Genomic DNA, 14,199 nt, shown 5'->3' with positions numbered 1-14,199 from the left:
ACCCTCGCGCAGTTCGCCACCCGGAAGTAGTTGGCAAAGCCCCGTAACACCGGATTCAGCTCACGTATAATGGCCGCGAGTCCGATGCCCCGGTTTCGCTTCGTCAGTGCTTTGAGCGTTTGCTTGAGTTTCACCACCTTCTTGTCCTGGATGCGGGTGTACTTCGTGTGGATCACCACGCCCAGGAACTTTACCCCGTCATCGCTGTGAGCGATGTGAGTTTTGGTGGCATTGACAGTCAGCTTCAGCTCATCTTCCAGGTAGCTTTGGGCCACCCGTAACGCATTCTCCGCGCCCGCTCGTGAACCGCTCAGGATCAGGATGTCATCCGCGTAGCGGACGATCCGGTGACCCCGGGCTTTCATGAACTGGTCGAAGGCGTCCAGATAGACGTTCGCAATCAGCGGGCTGATCACGCCGCCCTGCGGGCTTCCCAGCTCCGTTTCTTCAAGGTGGTACCCCACCATCACGCCGCTTTCCAGGAACTGGCGCAGCAGTGACAGGACACTGCCGTCCGTGATCCGTTGGCGGAACTGGCGGATGATCAGGTCATGGTTGAGCGTGTCGAAGCATTTCGACAGGTCCATGTCCACAACCCAGTCACGCCGGTAGCGGCGGATAAACAACTCCGCCTTGCCGATGGCGTGATGACCACTGCGTCCCGGACGATACCCGTAACTCGACGGGTGGAAATCCGGCTCGAAGATCGGTTCGATAATACGGCGCAGCGCCTGTTGTACAACCCGGTCCCGAACCGTCGGAATGCCCAGCAGACGCTCACCGCCGTCATCCTTGGCGATGGCTACGCGCCTGACTGGTTGCGCCCGATAGCGCTTTTCCTTCAGCTCGAGCAACAGGCACGACAGCTCCACCTCCAGATTCGCCTCAAACGCACCCAGGCTCTGCCCATCGATTCCGGCCGCGCCCTTGTTGCGCTTGATGTGTCTGAAGGCTTCATACAGGCGCTGTTTTGACAGCAATTGCCCGTACAGACTGTAGTATTTCCTCATGCCTGCTCATCTCTGTGGTGACGGCTTCGAGGATCGGTCTGGCTGCCGGTCTGTTTCAGGCGATCCGTCCGGGTACTAGCGCTCTGGCAATCTGCCGCCACGGTATCGCTCTACTCCCTTGTTCGGAGAACACCAGAGCCACTGCGTTCCCGCAGCACCCCGATGCACTTCCCTGCCCCGTCGGGCAGCTTGTGAACGCAGCGTCCACCTGTTCGCTCGTCGTCCGTCACTCTCGTTAATGACTTCCGCCCTTCGCATCCGACCAGAGCTTTTGACCCTGACCGGTCCGCTGAACCTCCGCCAGCGGTCATTCCGGTTTTGTCCTCCACGCTGTTACCAGGCTTCTCAGGCCGGAACTTCCTCACTACTACGGCTTCATCTGCCACCTCGCACCGACTGCGGCCTCGGCTTTCACCTTGCGCCATAGCCTCCGGCATCGCCGGATTCGGTGTCAGGCTTCCCCGGTTACTGCACCGGCTCCCTGTTAACGATGCCACCCTCAAACACAGCACAGGTCTGACTGAGTATCGGGCGTCGCGCTATTTTGCACGCTAACCCACCTGGACTGCCGAAGCAGGTTCACTTGCGTTGTGTACCGTTAACTTCCTATGGCTTCCTTCAGACCCCACCGTTGGCCAGTGACGCCCTTGCCAGTCGGATTGTCTTCCCCTCAGTCGGGGTGACGCCATCTTCTTTCAGATGGCCGGGTTTGCCGGCTTCGCCGGGCAAACAAAAGACACCGCCCGAAGGCGGTGTCGAAGGGCGTTCACGTCCACTTATCTCGACGGCGTGACTCAACTTGGCTTGGCTGCTGAAGGCTCACCGCTGCCGCCCGCTTTACGCGCGGCCAGTTCCTCTTCACTAACGGTCTGATCTTTAACCGCTTCATACCACAGGTTGTGGTGTTCTTTAGCCCAGGTTTCATCCACGTAGCCGGTGGTCATGCCTTCCAGCGCGCCTTCCGTACCTAATGTGCCGATGTAGATATGGCCCAGCGAGACGGCGGTCAAGCCCAGCGCGCCCACGGCGTGGATGATGTTGGCCCACTGCATGGTGTCGCGGCCCTGGTCAAAGTTGGGGAAGTCGAGCACGAAGCCACTCGCCACCACCAAAATGCCTACCGACGCTAGCAGCCAGTACCAGGCTTTTTCGCCACCGTTGGCAAAACCAGCATCTACATGGCCTTTGCCAATCATACCGCCGCCCTTTTTGAACCATACCCAGTCGTGCTTCTTGGGAATGTTCTCTTTGATCAGGCTAATCAGCATGATGACCAGCAGCACGCCAAAAATCGGCCCCAAGTAGTTGTGTAACACCTTGGACGCCGCGACCATCCAGCCCCAGACGGCATCGCCGAACAGCGTACGGAACACGAACTTGCCCAGCAGCAGGTTCAGCCCGGTCAGCGCCAGCGTGATGAACAGCGTCGCCACGGTCCAGTGCAGCGCGCGCATTAGCAGCGACCAGCGCAAGAGCTTGCGGCCCGTGCGCGGCTCTTCCAGGTATTTACGGCCAACGATGAAGTAAAACAGCGCAATCATCGCGGCCATGCCGCCGATGGCGATCAAGCCAAATGGCGATACCCAGCGATTGCGCAGAATCCGCCACGTTTCACCGCTGGCGTTGATCAGGTTGTAGTTACTCTCGTGACGTGAGTCACGGTAGTTCGGCCCTGTTTCACCGCTACGCACTTGGCGCCACTGATCTGCCGTAATACCGGGGGCAGCAGTGGTCATTTCGCGGTCTGGATCTGCCTGAGCCACGGCCATTTGCGTGACTACCAGGCTTGCCACTAACAGCACCAGCATCAGGCATACACGCCATCCGCGCTGCAACCAGCTAGCGGTGCCGCTAGGTGCCCGTGAGGACACCTTTGTCATGTTCAACGTTGTCATGACACGCCTCCTTACCCTTTACGGGCAGCATCATAGGCAAGGTTGTCAGAGCTAGCCTGAGGATTGTTTGACCACGCACCATCTTTATGGCCACGGTGTACCACGCGCTGGCGGAAGATATCGGCCACATCCTGCGCATCACCGGCCAGTAGCGCTTTGGTAGAGCACATTTCAGCACACAGCGGCAGTTTGCCTTCCGCGATGCGGTTGGAGCCGTACTTCTGGTACTCCTCTTCTTTGGTTTCCGCGGGGCCACCGGCACAGAAGGTGCACTTGTCCATCTTGCCGCGCTCGCCAAAGGCGTTCTGCTGGGGGAACTGCGGTGCGCCGAAGGGGCAGGCGTATAGGCAGTAACCACAGCCGATGCACAGGTCCTTGTCGTGCAGCACGATGCCATCGTCGGTTTTGTAGAAGCAGTCGGTAGGGCAAACCGCCATACAAGGGGCATCATCACAGTGCATACAGGCAACGGAAATGGACATTTCATCCGCTTCGCCGTCGTTCAGAGTCACTACTCGGCGGCGCTGGATGCCCCACTCGACGTCGTTGGCGTTCTTACAGGCGGTGACGCAGCCGTTGCACTCGATGCAGCGCTCGGCGTCACACATGAATTTCATTTGAGCCATGGTGTTCTCCTCTTGCCGATGCGGACATTGCCGCATCGGCCTGCTATCTGGTCGGGTCGCGCGTTATCGATCAAGCGCGCTCAATACGACAAATGGTGCACTTGGTCTCTTGCATCAGTGTCACCGGGTCGTAGCCGTAAGTGGTCGCCGTGTTGGCTGCCTCACCCTGAACATAGGGCGCCGTGCCTTCCGGGTAGCGATCATGCAGGTTCTCGCCCTGGAAGATGCCGCCAAAGTGGAACGGCATGAAGGCCACCTTGCGATCCACCCTGGGGGTGACCAGGGCTTTCACCTTGACGCGGCCGCCCTCGGCGCCTTCGACCCAGACATCGTCACCGTCACGTACGCCGATATCGTTGGCGTCGGCAGGGTTCATCTCGACGAACATTTCCTGTTGCAGCTCCGCCAGCCACGACATGGAGCGGGTTTCTTCGCCGCCCCCTTCATACTCGACAAGGCGACCAGACGTCAGAATGATCGGGTAATCCGCGCTGTTGTCACGATCCTGGATGGTTCGATAGAGCGTGGGCAGACGCATGATGGAGTCAAAGTCGTCCCACGTGGGGTAGCGCTCGACCAGGTCACGACGAGTGGTGTAGAGCGGCTCGCGGTGCTTCGGCACCGCGTCCGGGAAAGTCCACACCACGGCACGGGCCTTGGCATTACCATAAGGCGCACAGCCGTGTTCGATAGCAACGCGCTGGATACCGCCGGAGAAGTCGGTTTTCCAGTTTTTACCTTCAGCAGCCTCTTTCTCTTCGGCCGTCAGGTCATCCCACCAGCCCAGGTCTTTCAGCAACTGGTCGTTGAACTCCGGATAACCGTCGTCGATGTCGCCGCCTACCGGGGCCGAGCCTTCGGCCAGCAGGTTGACGCCGTTACGCTCGATGCCAAAGCGGGCGCGGAAGCCCATGCCGCCCTCCATCACGGGCACGCTGGTATCGTAGAGGTTCGGGGAGCCCGGGTGACGGAATTCCGGGGTGCCCCAGCAAGGCCACGGCAAACCGTAGTAGTCGCCATCGGCAGGGCCGCCCTGGGCACGCAGGTTCTCAAAACTGAAGGTGTGCCAGTTTTGCTGGTGCTCTTTCAAGCGCTCTGGGCTTTGGCCGGTGTAACCGACGGTCCACATACCTCTGTTAATTTCACGCAGAATATCTTCGATCAGCGGCTCGTCGCCGTTCATTTCATAGTTCTTGACCAGCTCATTACCGAAGCCCAGCTTGCGGGCAAACAGGTACATGATTTCATGGTCGGGCTTGGACTCGAACAGCGGTTCGATGACTTGGTCACGCCACTGAATCGAGCGGTTGGTGGCAGTCACACTACCGGTGGTTTCAAACTGCGTGGCAGCGGGCAGCAGGTAGACGCCGTCGGTGCGGTCGTGCATGACGGACGCGACAGTGGGATAAGGGTCGACGATGACCATCATCTCCAGTTTCTGCATCGCCTTTTGCATTTCAACGCCGCGGGTTTGCGAGTTGACCGCGTGGCCCCAGTAGAACATCGCTTTCAGCGCGGTGCGCTGGGAGATGTTTTCGTCCTCTTCCAGCACGCCATCTACCCAACGGGAGACGGTAATACCGCTGGAGTACATGGGCTTGCCGTCGGCGTACTCGGTGTCGTCGAAGCGGCCTTTCAGCCACTCGTAGTCTACGTCCCACACATTGGCCCAGTGCTGCCAAGCGCCTTCTGCTAAGCCGTAGTAGCCCGGCAGTGAATCAGACCCCAGGCCCAAATCGGTGGCACCCTGTACGTTGTCGTGACCACGCAGGATGTTGGCACCGCCGCCAGACTTGCCGATGTTGCCCAGTGCCAGCTCCAGGATGCAGTAGGCGCGGGTGTTGTTGTTGCCGGTGGTGTGCTGAGTACCGCCCATACACCACACCACGCAGCCAGGACGATTGTCGGCCAGACGCTTGGCCACGTCGAACATCTCTGCTTCGGGCACGCCGGTAATGTCTTCGACGACGCTGGGTGGGAACTGGGCGACTTCGGCCCGCACGTCGTCCATGCCGTACACGCGCTGGTTGATGTACTCGCTATCTTCCCAGCCGTTTTCGAAGATGTGCCACAGCAAGCCCCAGATGTAGGCCACGTCAGAACCGGGGCGAATGCGCACGTACTTGTTGGCTTTAGCAGCGGTGCGGGTAAAGCGCGGGTCCGCGACGATGATGTCGCAGTTGTTGCGCTCCTTGGCGATCAAAATGTGCTGCATGGCCACCGGGTGGGCTTCACTGGGGTTGGAGCCAATGAAGAGCATCGATTTGCTGTTATGCATATCGTTGAGCGAGTTGGTCATCGCTCCGTAACCCCAGGTATTCGCAACGCCCGCCACAGTGGTGGAGTGGCAAATACGCGCCTGGTGGTCGGTGTTGTTGGTGCCCCACATGGAGGCGAGCTTGCGCATCAGGTACGCCTGCTCGTTACTGAACTTGGCCGACCCCAGCCAGTAAACGCTGTCGGGGCCGTGGGCGTCGCGCAGTTCCAGCAGCTTGTCGCCAATCTCATTGACGGCGTCGTCCCAGCTCAGGCGCTGCCATTCACCGGCGACCAGTTTCATCGGGTACTTCAGGCGGCGAGTGGAGTGGCCGTGCTGGCGGAGCGACGCACCTTTGGCACAGTGAGCGCCACGGTTGATCGGGTGGTCGAAGGCGGGCTCTTGCTTGGTCCAGATGCCCTCTTGAACCTCGGCATACACACCGCAGCCCACCGAGCAGTGGGAGCAGATGGTGCGCTTCGTTTCTACCGGGGAGTCGAGCACCGGCGTTTTATCAGCCGCTTCAGTGCGCTGCATCATCGGCGCGCCCATGAAGCCTGCCGCTGCCACCCCACCGGTGGCCACACCCGTGCGCTTTAGGAACTGACGACGGGAAATACCCAACCCAGTGGTAGCGGGGGTGTTCGTTTTGCGAGTTAGACGCATGGCAAATCTCCTGGCAGTTCGCCGTCAGTCACGCAGCGAGGCGTAGTAGGCACGAACGTGATCCGTCTCGCGGTAATTCACCGTCTGGGCTTCACGTTGACTGGGCGTCTTGTCGCTCGCCTGTACGAGGGTAACGTGACCGACCGCCGCTGCCGCACCTGCTGCTGCGGTGCCCAGGCCAACGGTCTTCATGAACCGACGCCGTTCAGGGTTATGTGACGTGTGCATAGGGTTCTCCACTGTCATGCTTGTTATGCGTGGGCCGCTGGCCCGGCTATTCACTGACCGCGAACCAGGGTCAGGTCACGAGTCGTACTGGCTGATGGGCGGCTCGGTCGCTGATACGCGCCTGCTCGCTCTCCATGAAGGCACTGCCTAGCGCGCCCAGCGCGGCATAGAAGGCAGTCTCCACGTCAGCCACATCGTCGAAGCAGCGCTTTGCCCAGGGGGCCAAGTGCTGCTGAAAAAAAGCTACCTGCTCATGTGCCTGGGCTTCTACCAGCATGCCCATGACTTCACACACGGCGGCAAGGTGATCCTCGGGCTCATGGGTGCGTTCACTGCGCTCGAAGCCCAGCACCCTCAGGTCACGGCGCAGCGCCACCAGCGCGGCTTCCATGAGCTCGCCGTTGCGGTACCAGGATGCATAGGGCACAACGTCGCCTTGAATGACGCCTACTAAGTGGCGGAAATGCGCACGCTTCAGGCTGTCCACATCGCTTTGGCCTGCCGCTTCTGACAACGCGGCCCAGCATTCAGCAATGCGGCTGCCATCTTGCTCAATATCGAGACTTTCCAACCACGCCAGTAGCTCGCTGTCGGGGGCCTGACGCAGCAGGCTAGCGAACAGCTGGTAGATATCCATTCGCAGCGCATCGGTTTCACTTAGCGTCGGCATTGCATCGCTCATTGCTTTACACCTTTAGTTGCGCTTCAGGGTCACGAGCCATGGTTTTCCACACGTCTTTCACCCGACAGTCTTCACACATTTCTAAGCGCGTCATGGCATCACCGGCAAAGTAAGGGTGGTTGGCCAGCTTGGCTTTAATGGTGGCAACGGTGCTGGCGGTGGCAAACGGCTTACCGCAGCTAATACATTCGAAAGCCGCCTCTTCGTGGCAAATATGCCGCGTTTCGCGCGCAGGTGCCGCGAGGAAGCCTGGCTCCAGCGTGATGGCGTCTTCAGGGCAGGCCTGTTCGCAGAGCCCGCACTGTACACAATCGGCTTCCAGGAAGCTAAGCGCGGGGGTATTACCGCCGGATTTAAGCGCAGGCGTTGGGCAATTGCTGACACAGGCGTGGCACAGCGTACAGGCCGCGCTATCGACATTAATGCCGCCGTAAGCCGCCCCTTGAGGCATGGCGTGGCGCTCACCGCTGGGAGCCCCCAGTTCAGCCAACCGCGCTAGCACAACGTTTAGGCGAGCACGCTTATTAGGCTCATTAAAGCTCAATGGCGTCTCGGTGAGCGGTGTTAGGCTGGGCAGCGCATCTCGCTCGCCCTCGGCATCTACCGACAGTAGCTTAATACGCGCGGCGTCGTGGCCTAGCGCGGCCAGCAGACTATGAGCCTGAGTGATTTGATGCTCTAAAAATGCGCTGAGCCGATTCGGCATGTCGTCGTGAAGCTGAATGCGCACTTCAGAAGCGCCGCTGGCGAGCGCCGTCAGCCACTGGTCGTGGCCCGCCGCGCCCAGCTCTTCCAAGGGGGCATCAATGATGTGACCCGGCGTGGTAATGCCTGCAACACGCTCAGCTTCCAGCGAGTCATGGGTAATAAAGCGCAGCACCGGCACCTCGCCACCGGCTTCCCGATAGGCGGTTAGCCAGTTGGCCAGAGTATCCTGCTGACGGCGGGTTTCCGGCAGGCGAAACTCGATGGCACCCGTAGGGCACGCACTGGTGCAACTGCCTACGCCTTGGCAAAGGAAAGGATCAATCTCAATGCGCGACTCAATGCGGCCTTGGATGCTAGAAATCGCATCCGCCGGGCAGACGTCGAGGCAGCGAGTGCAACCGACGTTACCACTGGAAGAGTGGGCGCAAAGATCGGTATTGACCTGGAAATAGCGCGGTTTATCGAACTCACCGACCAGCTCCGTCACGCTCTCTAACACGTCGGCACGCTCAGCTTCCTGGCGCTCCCACGCGAGGCGCAGGTAGCCCGGCGGGGGCAGTTCCCAAGAAGCGACGTTAAGTGCTCCCTCCGAAAGGTCCAGCACTACGTCAAACACGTCCCGCTCAATCAGCGCTTGGGCAAGATTGAGAGAGTCACCATCGTCTTGGCTCAGAGTGGCACGAAAACCACCCAAATGACCCGCGATGTTAAGCTGTGACTGTTGATGCGCACTCAGCACTTGAGCGATCAGCGGCTCGCTGGCGACGGGAAGATCAACGGCCTCATCTGTGGTCAGCATCGTGAGGGACGCTAATCCTCGCCCCTGAAGCACTCGTGCCGCTTGAGTCACTGACGGCGCACTACCGAGCAACAGCACATGACCGCGGCTGTGGTAGGTCACGTTGGCAGGCGTTAAATTCACCGGCCATGAGATACGCCGACGCACCGCTTCACGAGCGGCGACGTTGCGCTGGTCGTCAATCGACGCCAGTTGGATTCGTTGGTTCATGCATTCTCACGGTCAAGAGGTCGTTTTTGTTATAATTAGAGATTAGATTTTGTCATCTCACCACGGATGACTTTCGGCGTTATAACGACATAGCTTCTTGTATCAGGGTATGGCGAAAACAGCTTTTTTGCCACTTCCTTTGGTCGTACCGCTGTCAACACAAGCCCGCCATACTTACCATAACCCACTGATTCAAAAAGCTAACTGTCTTTTCTTCGCTCTCCTGGAGCGTGATCAGGATAATCAGACTGGTCGTCTGGCGAGGCACTTTGTACAAAACTGTCATCACTTGTGCAAGCGCTCACCTGCTCAGGCGGGCTTTCAGCCGCTACTTTTTCGCTGTATTCAGCGTCTTTTTGTGCCGAATCTTCCAGCTTCTCTAAGGTCTCTTCCGCCTTATTGGCCCAACGCCGCAGCTTGCCCGCTAGCTCGCTGGCCACGGGCTTTAACTGTTGAGTGAAGTCGGCGTCGTAATCATCCAAACCATCGCGCACATTGTAGTTACCGGTGGCCCAGAGCCTACGCAGGGCACGGCGGCGCAGCGCAGCACTGACGCCAGGCACCATAAAGGCGCTGAAGTCGCTGCCTGCAGGCAAGGTGTCTGGGTCGGGCAACGTGTGGTCCAGGCTGCCCGGCAGGGGCGGAGCTGCGGCCTCTTGCTCGTCTACCGCTGAGGAGGAGGCATCTATGCCGTCAGACTCAGGCGCGTGCGTCTCCACTTCCAACTGAGGCTCTATCGGCTCCACCGGCTGACTGTCATCACTCTCATGTTCAATGCCGCGCTTTTTACGCGACCAGCGCTCCAAACGGCTCACTGTGGCTGCTCCTTGGTCGGGATCTCTTTGCCACGCCCGGCCCCTTTGCGTTTTTTCTTGCGGGTTTCCATCGGCGCTTCACCGTGGCGCGCGAGATAGTGCTCTATCCACACCTGAATCGCCATCGGCATCGCAGCTTCTAATACTTGCTGCTCGCCATCCAGCCAGCCTGCGGCCACATCCTGGCTGGCGGTGATCGCATCGGGCTTCGGGGTTTGCCCGGTGAACCCGGCACGCACGAACAGGCGCGGCGTCGGCGCGGTGAGGTTAAATCGATAGGCGGCTCGCTCGGTCATATAGAGCTGCAGGTTGAGTACGCACTCCCCTTGGTCCCCCGGCACTAGCTCTGCAATGCGCCACTGGGTCAGCGTGAAACTTCGCACCTGCTTGGGCTCGGCGACTAAGGTAACGCTTAATGCGCGTAAACTATCACTCATGGGTTTCACCACCTTAGACCTTGAACGGGTAGACAAGTAAGCCTTTTGAGCGCCATCATCGTCAACTCAGACTATTTTACTCAACTATTATGATCTTGTGCGCCGTGTTTGCGTCAGCCACACAGCGTTTTGGTATCAGTGAGGATTGCGGATGCCCGCCCTTCAGTTAAGCCGAGCCCGCTTACCGGCCACGACCACCATTGATGTCATGGATGCCTACGGCGACACTCGCCCCCAGGCCATTGCCGCCGAGCGTGCGCTTACGGTGTATCTTAACAAGCGTGAAATTGTCACCCTGATGACGCTAGGCGATGACCCCGAGGCACTAGTGGTAGGCTACCTGCGCAACCAGGGGCTATTAAGAAGCGTCGAGGACTTAACCGCCGTTCAAGTCGATTGGGAAGTAGAGGCTGCGGTGATCGTTACCCGCCACCTGCCGGATGACTTGGAAGCGCGCCTTAGCACGCGCACTGTCACAACGGGCTGCGGTCAGGGCACGGTGTTTGGTAAACTGTTGGAGCAAACTTCTCTCACAGCGCTGCCTGAGACACCGCTGGCCCAATCGACGCTCTATCAACTGTTGACCAATTTGAACACCTATAACGACACCTACCGCAGCGCGGGCGCGGTACACGGCTGCGCGCTGTGCCACCAAGCTCAGGTGCTGGATTTCGTCGAAGACGTGGGCCGCCACAACGCCGTGGACACACTGGCGGGTCGCCAGTGGCTTAACCAAGCCGATAGCCGTAGCGCCGATATTTTCTACACCACGGGCCGGCTAACATCGGAAATGGTGCTGAAAGTCGCGCAAATGGGCATTAGCGTACTGGTATCGCGTTCAGGCGTGACACAGAAAGGCGTAGAGCTGGCCGAGCGTTTCGGCGTAATGCTGATTGCCCGTGCGAAGGGGAAAGGCTTCCAAGCTATTAACGCCGCTGGCCGCTTGACACTGGACGCGATTCCCCCCAAGCCGCCGAGCGCGCGCTCGTCCAAGGAGGCAGGCATATGATCGCCAAGCACGAACTGACTGGCATGATCCTCGCGGGCGGAGAAGGCCGTCGCATGGGTGGCCGTGATAAGGGCCTAGAGCCATTTGCCGGACTGCCGCTGGTGGCACACACCGTCAAGCGTTTCGAAGGCCAGGTACATGAGCTGGTGATTAACGCCAACCGTAATAGCGATGCGTATGCGCTGTTTGCCGACCGTGTGATTGAAGATGCCGAAGGCGGCTTTAAAGGCCCGCTGATGGGTATTTACAGCGGCCTGCGTGCGGCTCAAACTCCGTGGCTGCTGGTCGCACCCTGCGACTCCCCTGCACTGCCCCACGATTTGGTGGCGCGCATGGTCGCAGGTATTACCCAGGAGGGTGTCGAGCACGATATCGCCGTGGCGTTTGATGGCGAGCGCCTGCACCCCGTCGTCGCGCTGCTACGTACGTCGCTGGCTGACGACTTAGCGGCCACCCTGGCCGAAGGCGAGCGTAAAATCGATCGCTGGTACGCGCGCCACGCATGGTGCCGGGTGGATATGTCTGACTGCCCTGAAGCGTTCGCCAACCTCAATACTGAAGAGGAGAAAGCCCGCTTGGAGCTGGCACTGACAACGCCTTCCCAGGAGACGCCATGAGCCTGTCGTGTTTTGAACTGGGCGAGCAGATGCTCAGCGTCGATGCCGCCCGTGATGCGCTGATGACGCTGGTTGAGAAATCGGTAGCGGTAGAACAGGTGGCACTAGCTAGCGCCTACGGACGCAGGCTGGCGACTGATATCACTGCGCCTATTAACGTGCCACAGAATACCAATGCGGCGATGGATGGCGTTGCCTTATCCTGGCCAAAGCAGCCGCCCTTTCAAACCCAATGGCCTGTTGCGGGCGATGCCTTCGCCGGGCAAGCGTTTGAGGGTGAGGTGCCCTCTGGCCAGTGCGTACGCATCACCACCGGCGCGCCGCTGCCCAGCGGCACCGATACGGTGATTATGCGTGAGCAGCTCATTGAGGGCGACGACAGCGTCACTATCGATGCGCCAGAGCGGGTCAGTGTTGGGCAGCACGTTCGCCAAGCCGGAGAAGATATTGCCAAAGGGGCCGTTGCATTGACGGCGGGCACACGGCTGGATGCTGCCAGCATGGGGCTGGTGGCCTCGTTAGGCTATGCCGAGGTCGACGTATACCAGCGCCCTAAGGTCGCGATTTTTTCTACCGGCAACGAAGTCACCCCGCCGGGAGAGCCGCTCCCCAGCGCCGGGATCTACGACACCAACCGCTTCACCCTGATTGGCATGCTTAGCGAGCAAGGGGCCGAGGTGGTGGATTTAGGTATTCTGCCCGACGACCCGCGCGCTATTGAGCAAGCGCTTGCGGAAGCAGCGGCGCAGTGTGACCTTGTGATTACCAGCGGCGGCGTATCCGTGGGCCACGCGGACTACACCCGCGCTGCGCTGGAAAAGCTCGGACGGCTGGCCTTTTGGCGGGTGGCGCTACGTCCTGGCCGCCCGATGGCCTGCGGCCAACTGAGCGACTCCCGCACGCCGTTTGTGGGGCTACCCGGTAATCCGGTGGCGGTGATGGTGACGTTCAGCCAGTTTGTGGTGCCGCTTTTGCAACGGCTGCAGGGGCAGCTGCCTTTTCCGCCCTTACGACTCACAGCGATTGCCCAAACACCGCTAAAAAGCCGCCTGAAGCGCACCGACTTTCTGCGTGGCATTTATACTTGTGATGAGCAGGGCGTGCTACATGTGCGCAGCACAGGTGCCCAGGGCTCGGGTATTTTGACTTCCATGGTGATGGCCAACTGCTTAATTGAACTTGGCGATGACCAAGCAGACGCTCAACCAGGCGAGGCGGTCTGCATTCAACCCATAACGAGCTGGCAATGACCGAACAACTGATTGACGATTTTGGCCGCCGTGTCCGCTATGTACGCATCTCCGTGACGGACCGCTGCGACTTCCGCTGCGTGTACTGCATGAGCGAGGAGATGACGTTTCTCCCCCGCGCGCAAGTGCTCACGCTGGAAGAGCTTGCCATGGTGGCGCGCGCCTTCACCGAGCTTGGCGTCGAGAAGATCCGCCTGACCGGCGGCGAACCGCTAGTGCGCAAAGGGATTGAGCAACTGGTGGACGAGATTGGCGCCCTACCGGGGCTGGACGATTTCACCATGACCACCAACGGCGCCAGCCTGCGCAAGCACGCCAAGCGGCTGTATGACGGCGGCCTGCGTAGGCTCAATATCAGCCTGGACTCCCTCAACCCCGAGCGCTTTAAGCAGCTGACGCGCACCGGCGACTTAGCCAAGGTGATCGACGGTATCCACGCCGCCAAAGAGGCGGGCTTCAAGCGCATCAAGCTAAACGCAGTGATCTTGAAGGGGCGCAACGAAGACGAAGTGCTCGACTTGGTGACCTTTGCCCGTCAGGAGGGCCTCGATATTAGCTTTATCGAGGAGATGCCGCTGGGCGATGTGTCGGACCACTCCCGGGCAGAGACCTTCTACTCCAGCGACGACGTTCAGGCGTTGATCGAAACACGCTACCCGCTGATGCCCACCACAGAGAGCACACCAGGGCCGTCGCGCTACTTCAAAATGGCCGACAGCGACAGCCGGGTGGGCTTTATCTCGCCCCATAGCCATAACTTCTGCGATAGCTGCAACCGCGTACGGGTCACCGTGGAAGGCCGCCTGCTGCTCTGCCTGGGTAATGAGCACTCGGTGGACCTGCGCGCCGTATTGCGCCGCCATCCTGGCGATATGCAGGCGCTCAAAACCGCCATTATCAATGCGCTGCCGCTCAAGCCCGAACGCCACCACTTCACCACCGATGGCGACGTGCAGGTGGTGCGTTTTATGAACATGACCGGAGGTTAAC

General features: G+C 59.7%; 13 protein-coding genes. 4 read left to right on the top strand and 9 right to left on the bottom strand.

What is annotated here, in order from left to right; genetic code table 11:
- The 9 genes from ltrA to AC13CN_RS15800 all read right to left on the bottom strand — a co-directional run.
- Positions 1-1,010: group II intron reverse transcriptase/maturase (gene ltrA, locus AC13CN_RS15840; protein ID WP_483053264.1), on the bottom strand; the 1,010-nt coding region annotated here is incomplete at its 3' end.
- Between the two features lie 794 nt (positions 1,011-1,804).
- A complete protein-coding gene (locus tag AC13CN_RS15835; RefSeq protein ID WP_062360945.1) occupies positions 1,805-2,890 on the bottom strand; it encodes a formate dehydrogenase subunit gamma in 1,086 nt (361 codons plus the stop codon).
- Positions 2,891-2,916: 26 nt separating this feature from the next.
- Complete coding sequence (gene fdh3B / locus AC13CN_RS15830; RefSeq protein WP_044630041.1) at positions 2,917-3,531, bottom strand: formate dehydrogenase FDH3 subunit beta; 615 nt, start codon at positions 3,529-3,531, stop codon at positions 2,917-2,919.
- 70 nt (positions 3,532-3,601) lie between these two features.
- Positions 3,602-6,454, bottom strand: coding sequence for a molybdopterin-dependent oxidoreductase (locus tag AC13CN_RS15825; protein WP_228219373.1), 2,853 nt, complete (start codon positions 6,452-6,454; stop codon positions 3,602-3,604).
- A gap of 24 nt (positions 6,455-6,478) precedes the next feature.
- A complete protein-coding gene (locus AC13CN_RS15820; RefSeq protein WP_483053263.1) occupies positions 6,479-6,682 on the bottom strand; it encodes a twin-arginine translocation signal domain-containing protein in 204 nt (67 codons plus the stop codon).
- Positions 6,683-6,752: 70 nt separating this feature from the next.
- On the bottom strand, positions 6,753-7,364 hold the full coding sequence (locus tag AC13CN_RS15815) for a TorD/DmsD family molecular chaperone (RefSeq protein ID WP_483053262.1): 612 nt from the start codon (positions 7,362-7,364) through the stop codon (positions 6,753-6,755).
- Between the two features lie 4 nt (positions 7,365-7,368).
- A complete protein-coding gene (locus AC13CN_RS15810) occupies positions 7,369-9,081 on the bottom strand; it encodes a 4Fe-4S dicluster domain-containing protein (protein ID WP_483053261.1) in 1,713 nt (570 codons plus the stop codon).
- A 200-nt stretch (positions 9,082-9,281) separates the two neighbouring features.
- Entirely contained in the window at positions 9,282-9,896 is a 615-nt protein-coding gene (locus tag AC13CN_RS15805; RefSeq protein ID WP_483053260.1) for a DUF3306 domain-containing protein, read from the bottom strand.
- Complete coding sequence (locus tag AC13CN_RS15800) at positions 9,893-10,333, bottom strand: DUF3305 domain-containing protein (RefSeq protein WP_137093067.1); 441 nt, start codon at positions 10,331-10,333, stop codon at positions 9,893-9,895. Before AC13CN_RS15800 ends, AC13CN_RS15805 begins: the two co-directional genes overlap by 4 nt.
- A gap of 151 nt (positions 10,334-10,484) precedes the next feature.
- On the opposite strand from AC13CN_RS15800, the gene AC13CN_RS15795 reads away from it, so the two are divergent.
- Genes AC13CN_RS15795 through moaA form a run of 4 tightly spaced genes read left to right on the top strand, consistent with a single transcriptional unit; the run spans position 10,485 to position 14,198 of the window.
- Positions 10,485-11,342: a formate dehydrogenase accessory sulfurtransferase FdhD gene (locus AC13CN_RS15795; protein ID WP_044630048.1), complete on the top strand. Its 858-nt coding sequence runs from the start codon at positions 10,485-10,487 to the stop codon at positions 11,340-11,342.
- Positions 11,339-11,959, top strand: a complete 621-nt coding sequence (gene mobA / locus AC13CN_RS15790) for a molybdenum cofactor guanylyltransferase MobA (RefSeq protein WP_058578149.1) — start codon at positions 11,339-11,341, stop codon at positions 11,957-11,959. Before AC13CN_RS15795 ends, mobA begins: the two co-directional genes overlap by 4 nt.
- A complete protein-coding gene (gene moeA, locus AC13CN_RS15785; RefSeq protein WP_483053259.1) occupies positions 11,956-13,209 on the top strand; it encodes a molybdopterin molybdotransferase MoeA in 1,254 nt (417 codons plus the stop codon). The genes mobA and moeA overlap by 4 nt, the downstream gene beginning before the upstream one ends.
- On the top strand, positions 13,206-14,198 hold the full coding sequence (moaA, locus tag AC13CN_RS15780) for a GTP 3',8-cyclase MoaA (RefSeq protein WP_044630051.1): 993 nt from the start codon (positions 13,206-13,208) through the stop codon (positions 14,196-14,198). Before moeA ends, moaA begins: the two co-directional genes overlap by 4 nt.
- Position 14,199: the final 1 nt, after the last annotated feature.

This window comes from Vreelandella sp. L-25 (genome assembly GCF_056857535.1).
The sequence above is the reverse complement of the archived record's forward strand: the minus strand, read 5'-3'. Positions and strand labels throughout refer to the sequence as shown.

Coding starts and splice junctions, on each gene's coding strand:
- mobA (WP_058578149.1), top strand. CDS start 11,339: ATGATCGCCAAGCACGAACTGACTGGCATGATCCTCGCGGGCGGAGAA.
- AC13CN_RS15835 (WP_062360945.1), bottom strand. CDS start 2,890: ATGACAAAGGTGTCCTCACGGGCACCTAGCGGCACCGCTAGCTGGTTG.
- AC13CN_RS15825 (WP_228219373.1), bottom strand. CDS start 6,454: ATGCGTCTAACTCGCAAAACGAACACCCCCGCTACCACTGGGTTGGGT.
- fdh3B (WP_044630041.1), bottom strand. CDS start 3,531: ATGGCTCAAATGAAATTCATGTGTGACGCCGAGCGCTGCATCGAGTGC.
- AC13CN_RS15815 (WP_483053262.1), bottom strand. CDS start 7,364: ATGAGCGATGCAATGCCGACGCTAAGTGAAACCGATGCGCTGCGAATG.
- moeA (WP_483053259.1), top strand. CDS start 11,956: ATGAGCCTGTCGTGTTTTGAACTGGGCGAGCAGATGCTCAGCGTCGAT.
- AC13CN_RS15800 (WP_137093067.1), bottom strand. CDS start 10,333: ATGAGTGATAGTTTACGCGCATTAAGCGTTACCTTAGTCGCCGAGCCC.
- AC13CN_RS15795 (WP_044630048.1), top strand. CDS start 10,485: ATGCCCGCCCTTCAGTTAAGCCGAGCCCGCTTACCGGCCACGACCACC.
- AC13CN_RS15820 (WP_483053263.1), bottom strand. CDS start 6,682: ATGCACACGTCACATAACCCTGAACGGCGTCGGTTCATGAAGACCGTT.
- moaA (WP_044630051.1), top strand. CDS start 13,206: ATGACCGAACAACTGATTGACGATTTTGGCCGCCGTGTCCGCTATGTA.
- AC13CN_RS15810 (WP_483053261.1), bottom strand. CDS start 9,081: ATGAACCAACGAATCCAACTGGCGTCGATTGACGACCAGCGCAACGTC.